Source organism: Neorhizobium sp. DAR64862/K0K3 (assembly GCF_050500185.1).
In the GTDB taxonomy this organism is placed as follows: domain Bacteria; phylum Pseudomonadota; class Alphaproteobacteria; order Rhizobiales; family Rhizobiaceae; genus Neorhizobium; species Neorhizobium soli.
In genome coordinates, this window is record NZ_CP191449.1 from 842910 (window position 1) to 864317 (window position 21408).

Genomic DNA, 21408 nt, shown 5'->3' on the forward strand with positions numbered 1-21408 from the left:
TGTGGGGGAATGCGGGGGAATGTGGGCGCCAAACTATCGGCGCCGTTGCCTGTGGATTGGTGCGGGAGCAAGACATTTTGGTGGTGCAACGCCCGTTGATCCCGCACCGCTTTCCCTGATCAGATCTCCTCGATCCGTCGGTCGTCTTCCGGGAGGATCGAGAGTTCGCGCCAGTCGATTTCCTCGAGCAGGAGATTGTATTCGTCGACGTTCAACTCGTAGGAAGCGCGGAGGTTTTCGAGTTCGGTGCGTTGTCCGGCGATGAAGAGAAGCACCAGCCTGCGGTAGGTGTCCATCGAGGCGGCACGGTCCGGGTCGTCGAAGGCCTGGTGTTCCATCGTGAGCTTTGCGCGCAGTTTTTCGGCTTCCGTCCCGGTCTCGCCATCGAGGCGGCCGATGCCTGCCTTGACGACGCGGCGGCGCATCTCAGACAGTTCCTGCGCGCTGGTATGGCGCCGGTCGAGGCCGAGCCAGCGGATGAGCGGTGAAAGCGTCAGGCCCTGCAGGACGAGCGTGGCGATGACGACGGCGAAGGCGGTGAGCACGACCATGTCGCGTTCCGGGAAATCGGCGGGAAGCGCGTAGGCCGTGGCAAGCGAGAGGAGGCCGCGCATGCCGCACCAGGAGGCGAGGATCGCCTGTCTGGTCGATGCCGGTTCCTCGCGTCCGTCGCGACGTGCCCGCCAGGCCTCGATGCGGTTATAGGCGAGGCAGAGCGCGAAGCGGGTGGCGATGACGATGGCGACGATCACGGCGGAAAACAGCAGAGCTTCGGCGAAGTGGCCGACCTCCATGTCCGCATAGATGTCGCGCACCTGCATGCCCATCAGCAGGAAGGCAACGACGTTGAGGACGAAGACGACGACCGTCCAGACCGCATAGGACTGCACCCGCATGCGCGCCGACGACAGGCTTTCGCTGGTGCTGGCGATCGTCATGGCGAAGGTGACGATGGCGAGCACCGCAGACAGTTCCAGATGTTCGGCGAGGATCCACAGAAGGAAGGTCTGGACGAATTGCAGGAGATTGCCACCAAGCGTGCCTGTGACGTAGGCCGACAGGCGGCGGATCACCAGCGCCGCGACCCAGCCGAGCAGGATGCCGCCGGGAACGGCAAGAACGAGATGGGTCGTTACTTCGCGATCAAGCCCGCCGGCCGACTGGACCGCAAGGGCTGCTCCAAAGATCAGAAGTGCTGCCGCATCGTTGAACAGGCTTTCGCCGCGCAGGATGGCATCGGTGGTGCGCGGCACCGACATGGTGGAGAGGACGGCGGTGGAGGCGGCGGCGTCCGGCGGCGCGACGATGGCGCCGAGCACGATGGCGGCCGCAATCGGCAGGCCGGCCATCACATAGCCGGCGACCGCGACCGTCGCCGTGGTGACGACGACGCCGCCGAGCGCAAAGACCACGAGCGGCAGCCAGAAGCGCCTTGCGGTATTCAGCGGGAAATCGAAGGCGGCATCGAGCAAGGCCGGCGCGATAAACAGCGCCAGCGCGATCTCCGGATCGAGCGCGAAGTAAGGCGCGCCCGGCACCAGCGCCACCGCGACGCCTGCCAGCGCCAGCATCGACGGATAGGGCACGGAGAGCCGCCGCGACACCTGCAACAGCACGATCGCGACCAGCATCAGGATGAGCAGGCTTTCGAAAAAGGTCATGGGGGTGGCGTCATTCGCTGCAGGGGTGATCGACCGGGCGCGTCACAGCGCATCCGTCGAGCATCATGTAGGGCGGGAGGGTGAAAGGGAAAACGGTTTTCGGGCGGGTGAGGGTGATGGCGGGTCTGCGTGGGCAGCGGGATTTGGGCGATGCCAGGTCCAAGGTCTGTTTCGAACGGCATTGCTCCGGGTTGCGGGACGCGATATCTGCTGGAGGCAAGGGCTTTGCATCGATCCAGCCAGATGGAGATGCAGGGCCGGCAGCGCTCAACAGGTGATGGACCGATGGCCCGCAAGAACAGAGACGAACCGGCTTCATGGGACGAGGCTGCGCCGGAGCCCGTGTATTGTCCGATGTGCGAGCGGGTGATCCCGGCGGATCAGCAGGAAAAGCATTATCTCGTCCCCAAGAGCAAGGGCGGCAAGGAAACGGTTTGCCTGCACCGGATCTGTCACGACCAGATCCATGTGAATTTGACGGATGCCCAGCTCGCCAAGAAGTTCTCGACGATCGAGGCTATCCTTGAAGACCCGGCGATACGGACATTCGTTGCCTGGGTGAAAACAAAACCTCCGGGGTATGCGGCTCCGCCGAAGGAGCCGCGACAGGGCCGGGGACGCGGGCCGAAAGCTTAAAGTCAGACGATGGCCCGGGCTGATACCGGACGCCATCAAGTGTGCGCGGGGCGTAGATGATGGCGAAGTCCGCCGACGCCGTCGTTCGCTTTTTTTGATCGGCTGCTCACAGGTTCCTCGGTGAAAAACAAGCGCTTGCCCTTGCGGTGCCAATCCGGACTATCTACGACCGGGGCAAAAGTAAGGGATTTTCATGAGCAGAATTATTTTGGTCGTTTTGGTTGTTCTCATCGCAGCAACCGGGTTTATCGGGCAGCGCTGGTACAGCTACGTGTCGAACACGACTTCGGCCTATGACGAGGTCGGTATCGAGATCAACAGCCGTCTGCCGGGACCGCTGAACAAATGGGGCTGCGACAAGCTGCATGCCACATTCGGCGAAGTGCCGCCGCCTTATGGCTGCGCGAGCGCCGACGGAACGTCCTGGCGCTGAGCGGAAGCGCCTGCCTTTGCCTGGATGGTGAGGGCAGCCACGTTTTCACAGTGTTACAAACAAAAAAGCCCGCGATTGCTCGCGGGCTTTTTTGTTGCTTGAACGGAGGCTGTTTCGATCTCAGTCGAAATGCAGCTCGCGTTCGCCGTTTTCGTCGCGGATGCAGGTCTGCAGTCCGATCTTGTTCAGGATGTTGAGGAAGGGCTTTGGCGCCAGTTCTTCGACGTTTGCCATCTTCTTCACATCCCATTCGCCTGATGCCACCAGCATGGCGGCGGCGACCGGGGGGACGCCAGCGGTGTAGCTGATGCCCTGGGAGCCCACTTCGTTATAGGCTTCCTTGTGGTCGGCGACGTTGTAGATGAACACCGTGCGTTCCTTGCCGTCCTTGATGCCCTTCACGAAATCGCCGATGCAGGTCTTGCCTTCGTATTCGGGCGCCAGCGACGACGGGTCGGGGAGGCAGGCCTTGACGACCTTGAGCGGTACGACTTCGGAACCGTCGGCAAGCTTGACCGGCTGTTCCGACAGGAGGCCGATCGATTTCAGGACGGTGAAGACGTTGATGTAGTGATCGCCAAAGCCCATCCAGAAGCGCACGTCGGCGCCATCCATGTTCTTGGCCAGCGAATGCACTTCGTCATGGCCGCACAGATAGGCGCGGCGGGTGCCGACGACCGGCAGGTCGTAGTCCTTGCCGATTTCGAACATCTTGTTGACGGTCCATTCGCCGCCCTGCCAGGCGTAGACGACACCGGTGAATTCGCGGAAGTTGATTTCCGGATCGAAGTTGGTGGCGAAATACTTGCCATGGCTGCCGGCATTGATGTCGACGATGTCGACATCGGTGACCTTGTCGAGATAGTCATCCTTGGCAAGGCGGGCATAGGCGTTGACGACGCCCGGATCAAAGCCTGCGCCGAGGATGGCGGTGATGCCCTTTTCCTCGCATTCCTGCGCACGCTTCCACTCGTAGTTTCCGTACCACGGCGGGGTTTCGCAGATCTTGTTCGGCTCTTCGTGAATGGCGGTGTCGATATAGGCGACGCCGGTATCCATGCAGGCGCGCAGCACCGACATGTTGAGGAAGGCCGTGCCGACATTGATGACGATCTGGCTGCCGGTCGCCTTGATGAGGGCTTTGGTGGCTTCGATGTCGAGGGCGTCGAGCGCGTGGGCTTCGAGCTTGCCTTCTACCTTCATCGCCTTCTTGTCGTGGACCGAGGCGATGATGGCGTCACATTTCGACTTGGTGCGGGAGGCGATATGAATATCGCCGAGCACGTCGTTGTTCTGGGCGCATTTGTGCGCCACGACCTGGGCGACGCCACCGGCGCCGATGATGAGTACGTTCTTTTTCATGGTGGGGACGAGTTCCTTCAAGTCCAATCGTCAGAAGCCGCTGAGCTTTGTGCTCAGGATAGGCTTTGTTCGTAGTCCGCGTAGCCGAACTCGCGGACCGTCCTGAGGCTGCCATCCAGTTCACGGATGGCGATTGCCGGCATTTGCACGCCGTTAAACCAGTTTTTCTTGACCATCGTGTAGCCGGCGGCATCCTGGAAGGAAATGCGGTCGCCGACTTTCAGTTCATTCGGAAAACCGAACTCGCCGAAAATATCCCCGGCAAGACAGGACTTGCCGCAGACCATGGCACGATAAGGCCCCTGGTTTGGATGAACCTTTGCGTTTTCACGGTAGATCAGAAGATCCAGCAGGTGCGCTTCGATGGAGCTATCCACCACGACAAGGTTCTTGCCGTTGTAAAGGGTATCGAGGACGGTGGTTTCCAGCGTCGTCGAGCGGGTGATCGAGGCTTCGCCGGGTTCGAGATAGACCTGGACGCCGTACTCGCCGGAAAAGCGCTTGAGGCGCTCGGCAAACAGGTCGACCGGGTAATCGTCGCCGGTGAAATGGATGCCGCCGCCGAGGCTGACCCATTCGGCCTTCTTCAGCAGGGGGCCGAACTTCTGCTCGATTTCGCCCAGCATGCGATCAAACAGCGAGAAGTCGCCGTTTTCGCAGTTGTTGTGGATCATGAAGCCGGAGATCAGGTCCATGACCGGCTCGACCTGCTTCTGGTCCCATTCGCCCAGTCGCGAGAAGGGGCGGGCGGGATCGGCGAGATCGAAGGTGGACGAGGAGACGCCGGGGTTGAGGCGCAAGCCGCGGGTGATGCCCGACGACTGGTTTTCGAAACGCTGCAACTGGCCGATCGAGTTGAAGATGATTTTGTCCGCATGCGAGACGACCTCGTCGATCTCGTAATCCGCATAGGCCACGGAATAGGCGTGGGTTTCCTTGCCGAAGCGCTCATGGCCAAGGCGGACTTCGTTGAGCGACGAGGACGTGGTGCCATCCATGTAGTCGCGCATGAAATCGAATACCGACCATGTGGCAAAGCATTTCAGCGCCAGCAATGCCTTGGCGCCCGACGTCTCGCGGACAGCAGCGATCCTCTCCATGTTGCGGAGAAGTTTCGACTTGTCGATGAGGTAGTAGGGGGTCTGGAGCATATCGTGCGGTCGGCCTCGTGACGGTCCTGGGAAAGCGTATGGCGCCTATTGCCTCAGGCGGCTGTCATCTTCAAGACCCGAGGGCCAAGATTGTCGAAAGGGCCGCGGTTTGGCAGCCCTTTTGACAGAGACAGAGACGGTCCCGTTTGCCTCGCGTCAGGCCGCGGGCGGCATCTTCGCAAAGCGCGCAAGGGCCGGGTCGAGGTGGTCCCATGGCTGGGCCGCGTCGGTCCACGTGATGATCTGCGGCCGATATTGGTCCGGTGCGTCGAGGCTTGCTGCGCGGATGACAAACATGTCCGGCATGGCCGGAAAGGTCATGGAGACGGGCGCGCCGCAGGTTGGGCAAAAGGCGCGTCTTTTCACGGTGCCGCCATCGCCTGTTGCTTCCCAGTGACTCGGCTGGCCCTCGATCGTCACCGTCGCTCCGACGAAGACGAGATTGGACGTGTGGCCGGTGCCGCTTTCGCGCTGGCACTGACGGCACTGACAATCGACCATGGCGACGGGTTCGCCGGTGACGGTGTAACGGACGGCGCCGCAGGTGCAGCCGCCGGTAAAGGGTTCATGCATTGACGCTGCTCCATTTCTGGTTGCCGGTGCCTGAGGCTCGCGCCGGGGCGGGGTGTGGTCGCTAGAGGATCTCAGGCGGGAACGATGGCTTCGTATTCCTCGCGCAGGCGAAGCCATGCGGGCCAGAAGGCGGCAGGATTTTTGCCCGCTGCCTTGACCTCGAGGATGTCGAGGTGGGCATGCCAGCCAGCGCCGACCATGACCATGTTGCGACGGTCGGAAATGCGGCGGTGGGTGAGGGTCAGAAGAACATCCCTGCCGACGGCCTGCAGTTCGATCGAGACCTCGCCTGAAGGTGGCCAGGAGAAAACCACCCGGTGGGGTGCTTCGAAGGCGATCATCTCGCTCTGCATGCGCTGTTCTTCGGGAAAGCCTTCCGGGCGGCCGGCGGAATCATCGCTGAGTTCGTCATTGCGCCAGATGAGTTCGAACGTGCCGCCCGGCTGGCTCGGCATCGTGCCGGACGCGAGCCACTGGCGGCGCAGATCGCTGTCGGTGACATAGTCCCAGATGCGTTCGATCGGCCCTGGTAGCTTGCGCTGGATCGTCAGGGCGAGGGGTTCTGTCATGAAGGCGTGCCTGCTCAACGATGTCATGTCGGTCATTGATCGTCTCCCGGTTTGCTGTGCGGTTTTCCTTCGGCTTTGGTGGTGGCCTCGCCTTGCGGGCCGGTGGTCTTGATCGCATCGTCCTCACGCAACAGCCGGTCGAGCGTGTCGAGGCGGGCGGTCCAGAAGCGTTCGTAGAAGGCCAGCCAGTCGTGGGCGGCGGCGAGCGGGCCTGGCGATAGGCGGCAGAGATGCGTACGGCCCTGGATTTCCCGGCGGACCAGCCCGGCTGCCTCCAAGACCTTGATGTGTTTCGACGCGGCTGCCAGCGACATGTCGTAGGGCGCTGCCAGTTGGCCGACAGTCTGCCCGCCGCTTCCAAGAGCCGTCAGCATCTGCCGGCGCGTGGTGTCGCTCAGAGCCTGAAAAACCGCATCGATCTGATGTTCCGTTAATTCAACCATAAGGTTTAACTTAAAGCCTCCGCTGTAATTGTCAACCATATTGTTGAATGTCCGGTTCTGGCTTTTATCAAGAGTTGCAAAAGCGAGAGGGAATCATAATCTGCAGGCGCTGCCCGATGCACCGGTCAGCCAAATGCAGACGTTCACCTCTCACCTGTCAGATCAATCGAGGGTAAGCCATGAGCAGCAGCTACATCACCACCAGCGACGGCACGCAGATCTACTTCAAGGACTGGGGCAGCAAGGACGCCCAGCCGATTGTCTTCCATCATGGATGGCCGCTTTCGTCCGATGATTGGGACGCCCAGATGCTGTTCTTCCTTGGCGAGGGTTACCGCGTGATCGCGCATGACCGTCGCGGGCACGGACGCTCCAGCCAGACCGATACCGGCAACGAGATGGATACCTATGCGGCAGACGTGGCCGAACTGGCGGCGCATCTGGACCTCAAGGAAGCCATCCATGTCGGTCACTCGACGGGTGGCGGCGAGGTCACGCGCTATGTCGCGATATTCGGCCAGCCGCAGGGCCGTGTCGCCAAGGCCGTGCTGATCGGTGCTGTACCGCCTGTCATGGTGCAGAGCGACAGCAATCCGGGCGGTTTGCCGCTGTCGGTGTTCGACGGATTTCGTACCGCACAGGCAGCCAACCGGGCGCAGTTCTTTCTCGATATCCCGACCGGACCGTTCTACGGCTACAACCGCGACGGTGCGAAGGTTTCCGAGGGCGTCATCCGCAACTGGTGGCGTCAGGGCATGATGGGCGGCACAAAGTCGCATTACGATTGCATCAAGGCGTTTTCCGAAACCGACTTCACGGAAGACCTCAAGGCGATCGACCTGCCGGTTCTCGTCATGCATGGCGACGACGACCAGATCGTGCCGATCGCCGATTCGGCGATGCTGTCATCGAAGCTTTTGAAGAACGGCACGCTCAAGGTCTACGAAGGTCTGCCGCATGGCATGGCGACGACGCATGCCGATCTCATCAACGCTGATCTGCTGGCGTTCTTCAAGGCATAGTTAAAACAGAAATGGCTCGTCGCGAGACGAGCCATTTCCAGAGATTTCATCGGTTTCAAAAAATCTTACAAAGCAAATTTCAAAAAGAAAAAATGCTACCAGCCATGCCGGCAACGCTGTGTGGATGCGTTCTGACCCGCCGCGTCATGCAGCGGACAAGATTTCAGGCGGCTGCAGATTTCGTCTCAGCCGGGATGCAGTAGATGTTTTCAAGCGTCGACAGGACCTTGAGAACCGAGTCCGCGGAACTCGAATAATAGATCGTCTGCGCATCGCGGCGCGTCTTCACCAGTTTCTGCGCGCGCAGCTTGGACAAGTGCTGTGACAGTGCAGACTGGCTCAGGCCAACTTGAGTAGCCAGTGCCCCCACAGCTACTTCGCCCTTGACCAGGCAGCACAAAATCATCAGCCGCTTTGGATTTGCCATCGCAGACAGCAAATTCGCTGCTGCATTCGAGTGGTCTGAAAGTGGCATCGTTTCCATCATATCTCTATCCCCTCTTCCTGAGCATGCCGTGCTCCGGTAATGCCGTAGTCCCTGGAACTGACTAAACCAGCAGACATCAAAGTTGTATATCCCTAGATTTTGGGTAGTCGACTACACTGTTTTAGACATATTGAAAATATACTGGGACGCGTGCTCGGGGGACGATTGCAACGTCCTGAACTCATGTCTCAGCAATGTGTCGCCGGCGATCAGATCTAGCCCAGCGCTATCTGCACCGACGAACCGCCATTGACCAGCATTCTTTGCGCCGAGCCGTGCGGCAAGGCTGTTCGCTTCGTCCGTCAACTCTCTGATATCGCGCGAGAAATTACTCCATTCCTCGCCGCTTCCAGGGTTCGCGATGACAAAGTCGCTGCCATTCAAGGCATAGGCCCTGCCAAAGCCGCCGTTGAGCGAGGCCGACTGCGGAACAAGGCGAAAAAAGTAGAAATCCGGAAAGTCGATATAGAGTTTTGCTTTCGGATGACGGTCCAGAAACCGCTGGCGGATGCGCAGATGGACGGGACTATCCCTTTCCACTTTTTCCGCAATGCACTGAACGGTGATTCGCGGATGGGCGAGCGGATCGCCCTTGCCGGTCTCGCCGGCGAGTAGAGAACAGCGGGGATCGCCTGCCAATCCCTTCGTATGACCCGACAGCGCCGATACGAGAATCACCGGCACGCCATCGAGATCGGTTCCGGTCAGCACGCGGCTCGCGGAGGGAAAACCGCTTGTGGGATCAAGCACCGCAAGCGCCATGTGACGGGCGCCGCGCACCAGCATCCGCGCAAGGTGGCGTGCCTCCTCATCCGTGTCGCGCAACACGCTTTGATCTTTCGAAGGTTCCTGCGCAGAGGTCGGTGGAAGAGCCTGTCTCACCGTCATTGCGCCCTGCAGCTCGTCGGTCAAAATATTCACCAGTTCTAAATTTCAAATCTCTATAACAGCAGATCATTAACAAACGAGTGTCAGTCCGCCTTGATTTGCATCAAGTCCGGCGTCGATGGCGTGTCAGACCTGCAATCACGTCGTCAGCCGTAATCGCGCCGACGACGGCGCCGTTATCGACGACCGCGATCGATCCCCTCTGGCGGGCCAGCGCATCCATGATGTCGACCAGCGGCGTGGTGCTCTTCGCTGTTGCCGACACCGGCGGCGCCCCGGCATCGGCGGTTACGCCTTGCCGCATCACGTCGCCCGCGGTCAGCAGGCTGATCGGGTTCATGTGCTGGACGAAATCGGCGACATACTGGTTTGCAGGTGCCTGGACGATCTGCTGCGGGGTGCCGCACTGGACGATACGGCCGCCTTCCATGATGGCAATGCGGTTGCCGATGCGGAAAGCCTCGTCGAGGTCGTGGCTGACGAACAGGATGGTCTTTTTCAGGCGGCGCTGGAATTCCAGCAGCTCGTCCTGAAGGCGGGTGCGGATCAACGGATCGAGCGCCGAAAAAGGTTCGTCCATCAGCAGGATCGGTGCGCCGGTGGCAAAGGCGCGGGCAAGGCCGACACGCTGCTGCATGCCGCCGGAGAGTTCACCCACCTTGCGATCCGCCCACTGGCTGAGGTTGACGAGTTCCAGCTGTTCGTCGACGCGCTTGCGCCGCTCCGGTTCGGCGACGCCGGCAAGCTCCAGCCCGAAGCCGACATTGTCGGCGACGGTGCGCCACGGCAGCAGCGCGAACTGCTGGAAGACCATCGAAACCGTGTGCATCCGAAGATCGCGCAAGGTGCGGGTGCCGGCCTTGTAGGGATCGACCGGTCCGGACGGGGTGGCGACGCTGACCGCGCCGCGCACGACCGGCGCCAGACCATTGACGGCGCGCAGGAGCGTCGACTTGCCGGATCCGGACAGGCCCATCAGCACCAGGATTTCGCCTTCGCGCACCGACAGCGTGGCATCGGCGACTCCGAGCACGATCCCGGTTTCTTCCGAGATCTGGTCGCGCGTCATGCCTTGGTCGAGCAGTTTGACAGCCCGCTCCGGGTTGTTGCCGAAGATAATATCGACCTTCGAGAAGGTGACGGCGGCAGGCGCTGTCCGGTTCATCGCGTCGGTCATGACTTGCCTCCCGGTTCTGCCGTTCTGAACATGCGGTCGAGAATGATCGCCAGGATGACGATGCAGAAGCCGGCATCAAAGCCGCGGGCGATGTTGACGGTGTTGAGCGCGCGCACGACCGGTACGCCGAGACCGGGGGCACCGACAAGCGCTGCGATTACCACCATCGACAGCGACAGCATGATCGTCTGGGTCAGACCGGCCATGATCTGCGGCATCGCGTAAGGGAGCTCGATCTTGCGCAGGACCTGCGACGGCGTCGCGCCGAAGGCGACGGCTGCTTCGGTCAGAGATCCGGGCGTCGAGATGATGCCGAGGCGGGTGAGGCGGACCGGGGCGGGGATGGCGAAGATGACGGTTGCGATAAGGCCCGGCACCATGCCGAGGCCGAACAGAATGAGCGCCGGGATGAGATAGACGAAGGTGGGAATGGTCTGCATCAGGTCGAGGATCGGCCGCAGGATTTCGTAGAGCCAGGGGCGACGGGCAGCAGCGATGCCGATCGGAATGCCGACCGCCATGCAGACGGCGGTGGCTGCAAGCACTAGCGCCAGCGTCTCCGTCGTCTCCTTCCAGTAGCCCTGGTTATAGATCAGCAACAGACCGATTGCGGTGAAGGCTGATATCGAGACGGATCGTCTCAGCCCGAAGGCGAGCGCTGTGACGATGGCGATCAGCACGAAGGGGTTCGGCCCCTGCAGCACGTACAGGATCGCATCGATGACCGCCGACAGCACGGTGGCAAGCCAGTTGAAGAACCAGTCGGCATTGGTGGTCAGCCAGTCGACCGCATCTTTCGCCCAGTTTCCAAGGCGGATCTTGCCGGTGGAATCCACAAGCCAGTTCGGGAGCGAGTTGGTTAGCCAGTTCACGTCGCGTGCCTGCCTCGTCTGGAAGGGTGATACAAGGAGCGAAAGCGTTACCCTCGAGGGCGCCCCCAAGGGTCTACCAACGTCAGCGGATCCTCGGGACGGGCCCGAGGATCACACCGCCGGCATTCGCCGGTTTGCGACGCGTCTTACAGGCCGAGTTCGGCCTTGACCGCGGCCTCGGCTGGCTTGCCGTCCTTGGTGGTGACGCCGGCAAGCCACGGGGTGATCGCAGCGCCATTGGCCTTCAGCCACGTGGTCGCCGCTGCTTCCGGCTCTTCACCGTCGTTGAGGATGCCGCCCATGATCTGGTTTTCCATCGGCAGCGAGAACTTCAGGTTCTTGATGAAGGTGCCGACATTGGGGCATTCCTGCGTGTAGCCGGCGCGGACGTTGGTATAGACTTCGGCGCCGCCGAAATTCGCGCCGAACACGTCGTCACCGCCGGTGAGGTAGGTCAGCTTGAAGTTGGCGTTCATCGGATGCGGTTCCCAGCCGAGGAAGACGACGGGTTCGCCGGCCTTGTCTGCGCGGGCGACCTGGGCCAGCATGCCCTGTTCAGAAGATTCCACCACTTCCAGCTTCTTGAGGCCGAATGTGTCCTTCTCGATCATGCCGAGGATCAGGCGGTTGCCGTCATTGCCGGGTTCGATGCCATAGATCTTGCCGCCCAAAGCATCGGCCTTGGCTGCGATATCCTTGAAGTCCTTGATTCCGAGTTCGGCGCCCTTGGAATTGGTTGCCAGCGTGTACTTGGCGCCGACGAGGTTGGGGCCGATGGATTCGACCGACTTGTCGGTGAGGAAGGGCCGGACGTCGGCTTCCTGGGTCGGCATCCAGTTGCCGAGGAAGACGTCGATATCCTTGTTCTTCAGCGACGAATAGGTGACCGGCACCGAAAGCACCTTCACATCCGTCTCATAGCCCAGCGCCTTCAAAAGGACGGAGGCGGTGGCGGTCGTGGCGGTGATGTCGGTCCAGCCGACATCGGAGAAACGGACGGTGCCGCAGCTTGCCGGCTCGGCGGCCGAAGCAGCTCCGCTCAGCGCCATCATGGAGACGGCGGCGGCCAGAATGGTCTTGGTCGAAACGGTCATGGTCATATTTATGCTCCCCATTAAAATCATGCCCAACCTTATCAATATCTCTCCGAAACAGGCAAGCTTGTGCATCACGGCGTCTGAAGCCACCATTTGCGACAAGGCGCCGATTGATGGGTCGTTCGCGTATTTTTTGTGGGTTTTGCGTGGCGGCGCTTTTCTTCGATGCCGATCGGCATCACAAAGCCGCATGGCCAAGCTCTACTTCCACTATGCAACGATGAATGCCGGCAAATCGACCATGCTGCTGCAGGCATCCTACAACTACCGCGAACGCGGCATGCGCACGGCAATCTTCATCGCCGACTTCGACCACCGGGGCGGCCAGGGGCGCGTTGCATCGCGGATCGGGTTGTCGTCCGAGGCAATCCCGTTCAGCCCGGAGGACGATCTCTATGCGGAGATCTCAAAGCTGCATGGGCAGGAGCCGCTGACCTGCGTCTTTATCGACGAGGCGCAGTTCCTGACGTCCGAGCAGGTGTGGCAGCTTGCCCGCATCACCGACCGCGTCGGCATTCCGGTCATGGCCTATGGTCTGCGGACCGATTTCCGCGGAAAGCTGTTTCCGGGGTCGCAGGAGTTGCTGGCGATTGCCGACGAACTGCGTGAAGTCCGCACGATCTGCCATTGCGGGCGCAAGGCAACGATGGTCGTGCGTGTGGATGCCGATGGCGAGGCGCTTCGCGAAGGCGCACAGGTTGAAGTGGGCGGTAACGACCGCTACGTCTCGCTTTGCCGTCGGCACTGGGAAGAAAAGATGCGCTGCTGGTAAGCGGCGACGCGAAGACTGGCATTGTTCCCGTTTGCGTTGAAACGACGTAGCGATTTTTCCAGCCTGTGATACCTTGAAATTCTCCCGGACGGTGGCATGGCCGCGGGAGTGCTTTGGGGAGGGCAGGGCATGGGAGATTACCGGCGATTTCACGAGGAAATATCCCGGATCGCGACGGCGTTTCAGGCAATGTGGGACGAGCTCGCCACATCCGAAGCGATGCTTTCGCGAGGGGTGAAGGACAGACACGTTCCAGATGTCGCAGACCTCGAAGCCGAGGCCGAGCGGCAGGCACGGGTGACGATGATGGGCGACGGCCTGGAGGCGGATCTCGCCAAAGCGGTCGGCGCGTTCGGCGATGCGGTGACGAGGCTGCGGCAGACCTTCGACGATCCTGTCGAGCCCACCAGTTTGAAGCGCATACTCGGCTGGACCACGAAGTGGTCCGGTCAACGTTCGGGGCAAAACAGGACGGGCATCGAGCCGGTGAAGCAGCTCCTCGATGTCGGAAATGCGTTCTACACGCTGCTCGACAAGGAACGTGTCGCGCTGATGATGGGACGCTACCGGTTCGAGAGGGGGCTTCTCGACCTTGCCGACCACCGCAGGGAGCTGGTGCGCGGGTTGATGGGCGAGGATCTGTCCAAACCCGACGCGGTGGGCCGGACGGAAGGCCTTTTCCGGCTGATGAACGGTATAACCGACCGGATGAATGCCAGCGTGATGACGCTCAATATCTTGCGCCACAAGGTGCTTTTCGACACCGGCGACCTGCTGGCGGTTCATCAGGCGCTCTGGCAGCGCGATCCACCGCTGCAGGGTCTTCTCCCCTACAGTGTTCCGGTAGCAGGGGTATTTGCCGAGAGTGCCTGGCGGGCCTCCGGTGCCGGGCAAGCAAAACGGGCGGCGCAACAGGCTTTTGCCGACCGGTTCCTGCCGAAGGCGGAGACCGATCCGGTGTCCGTGACCGATGGGAGCGAGCCTGGAGAGGTGACGGCTGTGAAGAGCGCCAGTGACGGGCGCTGGAGGATGCCGCACTGGCCGTTTGGCGGCTATCTGCGATCGTAAACCCGTGCTCCGCTGCCGATTTTTGTGCAGCGCGGTTGTTTGCCTGCTTGCGGAACCATATCTGTTGGAACAACCGGGCGGACCTATCGGCCCTACAGACAGGAGAACAGGATGCTCGATCGGCTCAAGGCCTCACTTCAGACCCTGGGCAAGGCGATCGCAAGGGGCATCGGACTGCTCGTCGCCGGGATCGTCTGGCCGTTTCGCGCCGCTCACGGCTGGTATGGCGAGCGGCACCTGATGGTGAAGGCGCCGATCCTGGCATTCCTCGTTATCCTGTTTGGTCTTTACGGCTATTTCTTCGTGCAGACCCAGATCTGGACCGGGTTCAACCCGAGCTTTGTCGATGCCTATCGCTGGAATGAGCGCACCGTGCCGGCCGGCCAGGACCTTCCTGCGACGGCGCCCGTGGCGGCGGCTGCTGCCGAAACATCGAACGGGACGGCCGCGTCTTCTCCCGTGCCCGCCGCGCCTGTTGTGGCTGCCCGCCAGTGCCAGTCGTCGGCGATCGTCGATGCGGCGGCGGATCTGACCGACGCCAACGTGAACCAGAATGCGTGGATCTCGTCCATGCTGCTCTACCGGCTCGGCTTCTTCGGCATCAGCTGGGACAATACGCCGTTTCTCGACAACAAGGCTTCGTTCCAGCGCGGCGTGAACCAGGCAGTGCGGCGCACGTCCAGCGAACTTGTCGATACGCTTGGCCGCGTGCGCGGCACGTCGGGTGTCAACACCAACCTACAGGATGCCCGCGGCAACCTGCAGTTTGATGAGTATTCCTGGTATTTCGGTGTCGATCCGTTCGGCTTCAAAACGCCGACGCCGAGCTACTATCGCACCGCGATCGAAAAGCTGCAGGCCTTCAACGCCGATCTCACCGCCTGCAACGCGACCTTCGACAGCCGCTCCGACAATCTCGTGCAGTTCGTCGACCGGATCGCCAATGATCTTGGTGCGACGGCTGCGATCCTGCGTGACCGGTCGGAAAACCATGCGGCGGGCTGGTTCGATACCCGTGCCGACGACCGTTTCTGGTTCGCCTATGGCCAGCTCTACGGCTATTACGCCGTGCTTTCCGCCGCCGGTGCCGACTTCTCGCAGGTCATCCGCGAGCGCAACCTGACGCAGCTTTGGAACGAGACGCTGTCGCGTTTCCGCGCAGCACTTCGCATCCAGCCGTCGATCGTGTCCAATGGGGCGGAAGACGGGATGATCATGCCGAGCCATCTGTCGGTGATGGGCTTCCATACGCTGATGGTGCGCTCCAACCTCGTTGAAGTGCGCGGCGTACTGGATCGGTAAGACGGTGCGGCTGCGGCAGCGCTAGCTGATCAGCCGCAGTCTCAGCGCTTTTGCCACAAGCTGGGTGCGGTTGACGCAATCGAGCTTCTTGATGGCATTGGTCATGTAGGCGTTGACCGTGTGATCGGAGAGGGAGAGGATCTTGCCGATTTCGGACGAGGTCTTGCCCTGTGCCGTCCAGCGTACGACTTCAAGTTCCCGCGTGGTCAGCGGCCCGAAGGTCGATGCCTGCTCCGATCGGCGGATGCGATCGAACACCGCGAAGGCGTGCAAAATAACCATGCCGATTTCGTTCAGTTCCGCCTGGGTCAGGCGCGGACGATCTCCCGACATGCGGATGCGGAAGCCGGTACCATCGACCGAATGAAGCGCCATCGCCACGCTGGTGATCATGCCGTACTGACGGCGCAGGGCGATCAGGTCCGGCGGGAGCTGGCCAGGCGAGTTGCGATCATCGAGACAGCAACAGTCCGGGAGCGACCAGCCGCTCGTGGCATCCGCCATCCGGGTGCGTGGCAGCAGCCGCAGTCGATCGAATTCGCGGATATAGTCCTTGGGAAGATTGGTCTCGACGATGATGCGGGACAGAAGCGTCTCGCTTGCAGGCGGAAGCTTGACCAGAGCGAAATGGCGCAAGCCAAATTCGCGTGTGGCCCGTTCAAAGACCGTCGAAATCTCCGCACGGGAGTAGGCTGCAGAAATTTCGCCGTTGAGGATCGATTGCCGCTCCAGCGTGATCATATTAGCTTCGAAAAAAGTGAATGGTTATTATGTTAAGCGCAACAAATATACTAATCGCTTTGTAAATCCAGCGGAAAAGTGAGCAAAAGCCCCCGTGTGGAGTAATTTTCCGAGATACTGTTATATTTGTCTCATGTATCGCCGAGATGGGCTCATTCGCAAGCCCTTTTGCGGTTCGTCAATCACCGGTCCGGCCTGATCCGGGGTAATTTAGACCCTGAGTCGGTCAAAGCTTGGTTTCGTGTTTGTGGGCCTTTGTCGTCGCCATGATCTTCTCCAGCCAGCCGAGCATGACGGCCGAGACCACAAAGGTGAGGTGGATGATCGTGTACCACATCAGCGTGGTATCCGAGTACTGGTTGGCATTGAGGAAGATCTGCAGGAGATGGATCGACGAGATGGCAACGATGGAGGAGGCGACCTTGATCTTGAGGCTTCCGGCATCCAGTTTGCCGAGGAACGAAACGTCGGCTTCCGTTTCGTCGAAGCGGCTAACGAAGTTCTCGTAACCAGAGATCATCACCATCACGATCAGGCTCGCAACGAGTGCCGCATCAATGAGACCCAGCATGGCGAGGATCATTTCGGCTTCACTCAGCGTGAAGACTTCCTTGGCGACTTTCCAGAACTTGAACATGAAAGACAGCGCGTAGACGGCGAGTGCGGCAACCAGGCCCAGATAGAAGACGACGAGGAGCCAGCGACTGGAGAGGATGATCTTCTCGACAAGCAGTTCCAGCGATTTCATGGGGGCCGTTCTCCGTTGCAGGCGCTGGAGATTCCCATAAGCTGGGCCGAAAACCGGTGCAAGATGCCTATCCTGACGAAAACGCCGCACCCCCTACGGGGAATGCGGCGTCCAGGATCAAAGGGCGATCGTCGGGGAGGGATCAGAACTTCTTGGTCACCGACAGTTTGAAGCTGCGGCCGGGCTCGCTGTAGAAGTCCTGCGCCGAAGCCGAAACGCCGTCCGGGACGCTGACCGCGTCAAAGTACTTCTTGTCGAACACGTTGAAGACGCCGGCCTGAACCTTGAGGCCGGTCAGATCAATGCTTCCAACCTTTTCGGGTGCCCACCACACGGTCGTATCGACGAGGCCGTAACCGGGTGCCTCGAAGCCGGTGCCGCTGACCTTGTGGCGGGAGGCGGCAAGCGTCAGCGAGACGTCCGAGCCCCAGGTCTCGGATGAATAGCCGAGGCCGATGATGGCGCGCAGCGGCGCGACCGAGTTCAGGTAGTCGCCGGTATCGGTATCCTTGCCATGCGAATAGGCAAACGAGCCCCAGGTGCGCCAGCGTGGATCGAAGCGCCATTCGCCACCCAGCTCGATGCCGTAGATGCGGACGTGGTTGAGGTTTTCGTAGCCGGTAATGCCGCCGACCGGGTACTCACCGCCTGGAGGCGCGATGGTGACCGTGTCGATGAAGTTCTTGTAGTAGTTGTTGAAGGCGGTCGCCTTGAATGAATAGTCGGCCGCGTCGTATTTGGCGCCGATTTCAAAGCCGTTGCTGGTTTCGGTTTCGAGATCGGGATTACCGATGCGGGCATAGGAGCCCGGAGCCCCGTAATTCTGGTAAAGCTCGGTCGCGGTCGGCGCGCGGAAGCCGCGGGCATACTGGGCAAACAGTTCCAGTTCCTGGGTCGCCTTCCAGCCGAAACGGAGTTTCGGGGAGATGCCGAAGTCGTTGTTGCTTTCGAGATAGGCCGGATCGTAGTTCGGGCTGTCCTCGAAGCTTGCGGTCGATTTCGGATCGTAATCGTACCAGTCGAAGCGCACACCGGGCGTCACCGTCAGGCGGTCCTCGAAGAACTTGATGTCGTCTTCGGCATACATGCCGAGGATCATCCCGTCGACGTCAGGCATATCGGACGAATTGGAATGGAGCATGCGGCAGGACTGGGGACCGAAGGGTTGCGGGATGGTCGTCCAGTCGACATCAGGGCAATTGTCGACGCCGGAGGAGTATTGATAGGTCTTCTGCCAGGAGAGCTCGCCGCCGAACCGGAATTCGTGGCTGACGCCGCCGATGGTCAGTTCCTTCGAGGCGCTGCCGGAGATGCCGTAGCTATCCTGTGTCAGCTGGTTGTCTCGGCTGTAGATACCGCTTGGGGAGCCGTAGAAGAAGGGGTCGCCGGGAATGATTGAGCCGCGTGGGTCGGTAAGGCGGAACCCGTCCGTCGTGTTGTTCAGTCGCTGCTTTTGCCAGTAGGTGATGATGCTCGCCTGATCGACGATGTCGCCGCCGCTGGGGGAGGTAAAGTCGTAGGATGCCGACAGCCGCTTGCGATCGACCTCTTCGCCGCTCTTCAGCGTGCCCTGCTGGTAGCTCGTGGTCGTGCCGCGCATGTTGTCGCTGTCGATCTCCTTGTTGAAGAGTTCGCCGGTCAGGCCGAAACGATGGCCGCCCTCGATATACTGGTGGAACTTGGCGAGCAGGTTGCGCTGCCAGTAATCGCTTGGATTGGCCTCCGTGCGGGTGGTGCCGTAACCACCTATTTCGCCCTCGTTATCGGTCTCGTTGCCGCGCTTGTAGCCGCCCTGGAGCATGAACCAGCTGTCATTGTGTCGTGCGGCGATGGCGGCATTGTTGCCGAGGCTGCGGTCGGCGCTGTCATAGGTGCTCTTGGTCAGAGCGCCGAAATTACGGCCGTCCTCGATCAGGTCTTCCGGATTGATCGTGTAGAGCTGGACCGCGCCGCCGAGGGCGCCGGATCCGACGCGGCTCGAATCGGCACCCTTGGTGATGTCGATCGTCGAAAGCGTGTCGAAATCGAAGGCGTTGTTGCCACCACGGGCGCTATCGCGCGGGTCGGTCAGCCAGGGCTGGCGGATCCCGTCGATCGTCGTCAGGACGCGCTCGTTTTGCAGACCGCGAATGTTGATGCTCTGGCTCTGCCGGTTGAAGGTGACGCCGGCATCGACGCGACGGGAGAAATCCTTGAAATCGGTGACCATCCGGTCCTGGATGACCTGACGATCTGTCGTTTCGGTCAGCGGCGAATTGGACTTGCCGACGTAAGTCCCGTCGCGCAACACGATCGGCTTCAGGGCGGTCGTATCCTGTCCATCGGCAACCTGGGTCGCGGCGGTCGTTCCAGCGGCGGTCGTTCCAGCGGCGGTCGTTCCAGCGGCGGTCTGGGCAGTCTCTTGCGCCCATGCCGGCGGCGCGGCCGTGATCAGCAGAAGTGCGGCAGTTCCGGCGTAGAGATGGCGATGCCGCGACGAACGGGTAGGCATGGTGGTTCCCCTCAAAAAGACATGCAGAGACATCGGGCGCGGCGATAGCCTGCGTCCGGGTAACGTTCGGATTGTTTGATTTCCGCCGAAGCAGAAGCCCCGCAAAAAGCCTTAGAAATCTAAACTAAATGAGTCAAGTTTGAATCTGAGTGAAATACTCATGTTTTTGCGCAGCGTGTCGTGAGAGCACGCCGTGACGAGTGTTGGTCGTCGTCACGGCGTGGTTGGTCAGTGGCTCGGTGGTGGGTTTGCGGAAGACGGGGAAGGCGCGACTGTCAGCCTGACGCTGCCGCGGTTGTTGCCGTAGGCGCCCCAGGCATCGTTGGCGAAGCAGTAAAGATAGCCGTCGCCCTTCGGTGTGAATTTCGCCTTGCTGCGGATGAGAAACACCTCGTGGGGCAGTTTGAGAATGCCGTTCTTGGGCGTCTGCTGCTGAGCGGGCGGCGGCACGTCGTTGGCGATCACGCCGATCAGGCTGAACCAGGGAAGCTCCTCCTCGCGACGGGTCCACCAGAAATCCACCTGCTGGTTTCCGGTCGACCATTTCCACGCCTTTTCGAGCTGGCCAAGGCCGCTCGAGGCAATATGGGCAATCTCACCGGCCTGGAAGTTTCCTCCATCTTTCGGGCCATCGGCATTGCACAGGACCGTGCCATCCGTCCACTCGCCTTTCGCGACGAACGAGTAGGTGATGCCCTTTTGCAGAAAGATGCCGGTGTCGTTCCAGTGGTCGCGTGCGAAGACGTCGACCTCTGCGGGCAGGTCTGCGTTGGCGTGCCGGTAGCGCCCCTGCGACAAGGGCGGGGTGCGGTGCCGCTCGGAGGCGGAGCTGTGCAAATCTTCTGAAGGCGTTGCGGTCACGTGCGGTACGGCGCGCGGTCTCGTTTTCAGCTTGGCGAAGATGCCACTGGCGGAATCATGCAGCACGCCGCGCGGATCCGGCCTCAGCTGGTTTTCAGCCCCTTCGCGGAATACGAGACCGCAGCTTTTTGCCTCGTTCATCATCCACAGGAGAGCGCCGTCCGAAAGGCCTGTTGCGGCATAGCCACCGCCGACATCACCATGCACGCCCGGGAACCAGACCTGTTTCAGCGTTCCGGTCCAGCCATCCGGCTTGACCCAGAGCGTCGGCATGAAACTTTGGCGGAACTCGTCGAGCGCCACCGCATGGCGGGCGTTGAGGACGGCGGAACCGAGTGTCGTATCGTGAAACTCATGGTTCTCCGGATTGTCGAGAAGGTTGAGAAACCCCATGTCATCGGGAATGCCGAGCGCGCCAACCGTATCCCAGACGCCGATGAACTGGATGAGCGTTGAGGCATTGCGGGTGCCGCCTGGGGCGACGTTGTGGAAGTGGATCTTGCCGGACTGTTTGCGCTTGGTGCCGGCTTCGCTCTTGGCGCGGTACTCCGTGAAGATCGCCTCGATCGCCTTCCAGGTTCCCTCTTCGTCGAGCTTAGAGGCTTTGATATCCAGAAGGCCGCATTTGGAGATCATGCCGCCGAGGCTGCGGACCGTGTAGGCGCCACGGCTGAAGCCGAACAGATAGATTTGATCTCCGGATTTGTAGGTGCTGGCAAGCCATTTGTAAGCGCCCTTGATGTTGTCAGCGAGACCCTTGCCGGTACCGCCTTCCACCGCACGTCGCCACCAGGTTCCGTCTGTGCCGACACCGGGGTGATAGTAGGCATCCTGTTTGATGCCAGCGGCATCCTTGTCGGCGACTGCATTGTAAATCTTGCGAACATTGGTCGGGCTAGGCTGGCCGCCATCCATATCGTCGGGCGTGTTCCAGGTGCCGTCGCAGCAGAGAATAAGGTTCATTGGTCGTTCCCCCTCGATCCCCCATGGATCAGAGATATATAAGATTGTATCGAATTAAATTGCAACTTTGGTGTGTGGATGAGCGCGTTGT

General features: G+C 60.8%; 21 protein-coding genes. 6 read left to right on the forward strand and 15 right to left on the reverse strand.

The annotated features are described in order from the left end of the window. Positions 1 to 119 precede the first annotated feature (119 nt). The gene (locus ACQY1L_RS04235; RefSeq protein WP_092660281.1) at positions 120 to 1661 is read right to left on the reverse strand and encodes a cation:proton antiporter; all 1542 of its coding nucleotides are present in this window, start codon (positions 1659 to 1661) and stop codon (positions 120 to 122) included. A gap of 285 nt (positions 1662 to 1946) precedes the next feature. Between ACQY1L_RS04235 and ACQY1L_RS04240 the strand changes: the two genes are divergently transcribed. After that, positions 1947 to 2297: an HNH endonuclease gene (locus ACQY1L_RS04240; RefSeq protein ID WP_062457890.1), complete on the forward strand. Its 351-nt coding sequence runs from the start codon at positions 1947 to 1949 to the stop codon at positions 2295 to 2297. Between the two features lie 193 nt (positions 2298 to 2490). Next, a complete protein-coding gene (locus tag ACQY1L_RS04245; protein WP_062455595.1) occupies positions 2491 to 2730 on the forward strand; it encodes a hypothetical protein in 240 nt (79 codons plus the stop codon). Between the two features lie 120 nt (positions 2731 to 2850). On the opposite strand, the gene ACQY1L_RS04250 is transcribed toward ACQY1L_RS04245, so the two are convergent. From ACQY1L_RS04250 to ACQY1L_RS04270, 5 genes are all read right to left on the reverse strand, one after another. Beyond that, positions 2851 to 4092: a saccharopine dehydrogenase family protein gene (locus tag ACQY1L_RS04250; protein WP_113110775.1), complete on the reverse strand. Its 1242-nt coding sequence runs from the start codon at positions 4090 to 4092 to the stop codon at positions 2851 to 2853. A 53-nt stretch (positions 4093 to 4145) separates the two neighbouring features. Then, on the reverse strand, positions 4146 to 5243 hold the full coding sequence (locus tag ACQY1L_RS04255) for a carboxynorspermidine decarboxylase (protein ID WP_430242970.1): 1098 nt from the start codon (positions 5241 to 5243) through the stop codon (positions 4146 to 4148). A 156-nt stretch (positions 5244 to 5399) separates the two neighbouring features. Further along, positions 5400 to 5816: a GFA family protein gene (locus ACQY1L_RS04260; RefSeq protein ID WP_062455604.1), complete on the reverse strand. Its 417-nt coding sequence runs from the start codon at positions 5814 to 5816 to the stop codon at positions 5400 to 5402. Between the two features lie 71 nt (positions 5817 to 5887). Then, entirely contained in the window at positions 5888 to 6421 is a 534-nt protein-coding gene (locus ACQY1L_RS04265) for an SRPBCC family protein (protein ID WP_430242972.1), read from the reverse strand. Then, complete coding sequence (locus tag ACQY1L_RS04270) at positions 6418 to 6867, reverse strand: ArsR/SmtB family transcription factor (RefSeq protein WP_430242974.1); 450 nt, start codon at positions 6865 to 6867, stop codon at positions 6418 to 6420. The genes ACQY1L_RS04265 and ACQY1L_RS04270 overlap by 4 nt, the downstream gene beginning before the upstream one ends. A gap of 140 nt (positions 6868 to 7007) precedes the next feature. Here ACQY1L_RS04270 and ACQY1L_RS04275 point away from each other — a divergent pair, with 140 nt between their 5' ends. Continuing rightward, entirely contained in the window at positions 7008 to 7850 is an 843-nt protein-coding gene (locus ACQY1L_RS04275; protein WP_430242976.1) for an alpha/beta fold hydrolase, read from the forward strand. Positions 7851 to 8013: 163 nt separating this feature from the next. Here the strand turns inward: ACQY1L_RS04275 and ACQY1L_RS04280 are convergent, their stop codons facing one another. The 5 genes from ACQY1L_RS04280 to ACQY1L_RS04300 form a co-directional block, all read right to left on the reverse strand. Next, positions 8014 to 8334, reverse strand: a complete 321-nt coding sequence (locus ACQY1L_RS04280) for an ArsR/SmtB family transcription factor (RefSeq protein ID WP_062457893.1) — start codon at positions 8332 to 8334, stop codon at positions 8014 to 8016. Between the two features lie 114 nt (positions 8335 to 8448). Next, the gene (locus ACQY1L_RS04285; RefSeq protein WP_430243815.1) at positions 8449 to 9225 is read right to left on the reverse strand and encodes a HugZ family protein; all 777 of its coding nucleotides are present in this window, start codon (positions 9223 to 9225) and stop codon (positions 8449 to 8451) included. A gap of 103 nt (positions 9226 to 9328) precedes the next feature. Beyond that, positions 9329 to 10402, reverse strand: a complete 1074-nt coding sequence (gene choV, locus ACQY1L_RS04290) for a choline ABC transporter ATP-binding protein (protein ID WP_062455615.1) — start codon at positions 10400 to 10402, stop codon at positions 9329 to 9331. Next, positions 10399 to 11274 carry a choline ABC transporter permease subunit gene (choW, locus tag ACQY1L_RS04295; protein ID WP_092660294.1) on the reverse strand — a complete coding sequence of 292 codons (876 nt, stop codon included), beginning with the start codon at positions 11272 to 11274 and terminating at the stop codon, positions 10399 to 10401. Before choW ends, choV begins: the two co-directional genes overlap by 4 nt. A 146-nt stretch (positions 11275 to 11420) precedes the next feature. Further along, complete coding sequence (locus ACQY1L_RS04300; protein WP_430243817.1) at positions 11421 to 12368, reverse strand: choline ABC transporter substrate-binding protein; 948 nt, start codon at positions 12366 to 12368, stop codon at positions 11421 to 11423. Between the two features lie 193 nt (positions 12369 to 12561). On the opposite strand from ACQY1L_RS04300, the gene ACQY1L_RS04305 reads away from it, so the two are divergent. From ACQY1L_RS04305 to ACQY1L_RS04315, 3 genes are all read left to right on the forward strand, one after another. Next, positions 12562 to 13143, forward strand: coding sequence for a thymidine kinase (locus ACQY1L_RS04305; protein ID WP_430242979.1), 582 nt, complete (start codon positions 12562 to 12564; stop codon positions 13141 to 13143). Between the two features lie 96 nt (positions 13144 to 13239). Continuing rightward, entirely contained in the window at positions 13240 to 14211 is a 972-nt protein-coding gene (locus tag ACQY1L_RS04310) for a hypothetical protein (protein ID WP_192086234.1), read from the forward strand. Positions 14212 to 14322: 111 nt separating this feature from the next. Further along, a complete protein-coding gene (locus ACQY1L_RS04315) occupies positions 14323 to 15513 on the forward strand; it encodes a DUF2333 family protein (RefSeq protein ID WP_430242981.1) in 1191 nt (396 codons plus the stop codon). Between the two features lie 21 nt (positions 15514 to 15534). Here ACQY1L_RS04315 and ACQY1L_RS04320 read toward each other — a convergent pair whose 3' ends face one another. From ACQY1L_RS04320 to ACQY1L_RS04335, 4 genes are all read right to left on the reverse strand, one after another. Beyond that, positions 15535 to 16254 carry a helix-turn-helix transcriptional regulator gene (locus tag ACQY1L_RS04320; RefSeq protein ID WP_062455631.1) on the reverse strand — a complete coding sequence of 240 codons (720 nt, stop codon included), beginning with the start codon at positions 16252 to 16254 and terminating at the stop codon, positions 15535 to 15537. 226 nt (positions 16255 to 16480) lie between these two features. After that, on the reverse strand, positions 16481 to 17002 hold the full coding sequence (locus ACQY1L_RS04325) for a TIGR00645 family protein (protein WP_082472017.1): 522 nt from the start codon (positions 17000 to 17002) through the stop codon (positions 16481 to 16483). A 142-nt stretch (positions 17003 to 17144) separates the two neighbouring features. After that, complete coding sequence (locus tag ACQY1L_RS04330; protein WP_430261968.1) at positions 17145 to 19493, reverse strand: TonB-dependent hemoglobin/transferrin/lactoferrin family receptor; 2349 nt, start codon at positions 19491 to 19493, stop codon at positions 17145 to 17147. Between the two features lie 228 nt (positions 19494 to 19721). After that, positions 19722 to 21317 carry a DUF2235 domain-containing protein gene (locus ACQY1L_RS04335; RefSeq protein ID WP_430242986.1) on the reverse strand — a complete coding sequence of 532 codons (1596 nt, stop codon included), beginning with the start codon at positions 21315 to 21317 and terminating at the stop codon, positions 19722 to 19724. Positions 21318 to 21408 lie beyond the last annotated feature (91 nt).

What these genes read in the sequence shown, in the direction of transcription:
- ACQY1L_RS04260 (WP_062455604.1), bottom strand. Translation starts at nt 5,816, where the DNA reads ATGCATGAACCCTTTACCGGCGGCTGCACCTGCGGCGCCGTCCGTTAC.
- ACQY1L_RS04255 (WP_430242970.1), bottom strand. Translation starts at nt 5,243, where the DNA reads ATGCTCCAGACCCCCTACTACCTCATCGACAAGTCGAAACTTCTCCGC.
- ACQY1L_RS04280 (WP_062457893.1), bottom strand. Translation starts at nt 8,334, where the DNA reads ATGGAAACGATGCCACTTTCAGACCACTCGAATGCAGCAGCGAATTTG.
- ACQY1L_RS04250 (WP_113110775.1), bottom strand. Translation starts at nt 4,092, where the DNA reads ATGAAAAAGAACGTACTCATCATCGGCGCCGGTGGCGTCGCCCAGGTC.
- choV (WP_062455615.1), bottom strand. Translation starts at nt 10,402, where the DNA reads ATGACCGACGCGATGAACCGGACAGCGCCTGCCGCCGTCACCTTCTCG.
- ACQY1L_RS04300 (WP_430243817.1), bottom strand. Translation starts at nt 12,368, where the DNA reads ATGACCGTTTCGACCAAGACCATTCTGGCCGCCGCCGTCTCCATGATG.
- ACQY1L_RS04265 (WP_430242972.1), bottom strand. Translation starts at nt 6,421, where the DNA reads ATGACCGACATGACATCGTTGAGCAGGCACGCCTTCATGACAGAACCC.
- ACQY1L_RS04315 (WP_430242981.1), top strand. Translation starts at nt 14,323, where the DNA reads ATGCTCGATCGGCTCAAGGCCTCACTTCAGACCCTGGGCAAGGCGATC.
- ACQY1L_RS04335 (WP_430242986.1), bottom strand. Translation starts at nt 21,317, where the DNA reads ATGAACCTTATTCTCTGCTGCGACGGCACCTGGAACACGCCCGACGAT.
- ACQY1L_RS04275 (WP_430242976.1), top strand. Translation starts at nt 7,008, where the DNA reads ATGAGCAGCAGCTACATCACCACCAGCGACGGCACGCAGATCTACTTC.
- ACQY1L_RS04320 (WP_062455631.1), bottom strand. Translation starts at nt 16,254, where the DNA reads ATGATCACGCTGGAGCGGCAATCGATCCTCAACGGCGAAATTTCTGCA.
- ACQY1L_RS04305 (WP_430242979.1), top strand. Translation starts at nt 12,562, where the DNA reads ATGGCCAAGCTCTACTTCCACTATGCAACGATGAATGCCGGCAAATCG.
- ACQY1L_RS04245 (WP_062455595.1), top strand. Translation starts at nt 2,491, where the DNA reads ATGAGCAGAATTATTTTGGTCGTTTTGGTTGTTCTCATCGCAGCAACC.
- ACQY1L_RS04270 (WP_430242974.1), bottom strand. Translation starts at nt 6,867, where the DNA reads ATGGTTGACAATTACAGCGGAGGCTTTAAGTTAAACCTTATGGTTGAA.
- ACQY1L_RS04330 (WP_430261968.1), bottom strand. Translation starts at nt 19,493, where the DNA reads ATGCCTACCCGTTCGTCGCGGCATCGCCATCTCTACGCCGGAACTGCC.
- ACQY1L_RS04325 (WP_082472017.1), bottom strand. Translation starts at nt 17,002, where the DNA reads ATGAAATCGCTGGAACTGCTTGTCGAGAAGATCATCCTCTCCAGTCGC.
- ACQY1L_RS04235 (WP_092660281.1), bottom strand. Translation starts at nt 1,661, where the DNA reads ATGACCTTTTTCGAAAGCCTGCTCATCCTGATGCTGGTCGCGATCGTG.
- ACQY1L_RS04240 (WP_062457890.1), top strand. Translation starts at nt 1,947, where the DNA reads ATGGCCCGCAAGAACAGAGACGAACCGGCTTCATGGGACGAGGCTGCG.
- ACQY1L_RS04285 (WP_430243815.1), bottom strand. Translation starts at nt 9,225, where the DNA reads ATGACGGTGAGACAGGCTCTTCCACCGACCTCTGCGCAGGAACCTTCG.
- ACQY1L_RS04310 (WP_192086234.1), top strand. Translation starts at nt 13,240, where the DNA reads ATGGCCGCGGGAGTGCTTTGGGGAGGGCAGGGCATGGGAGATTACCGG.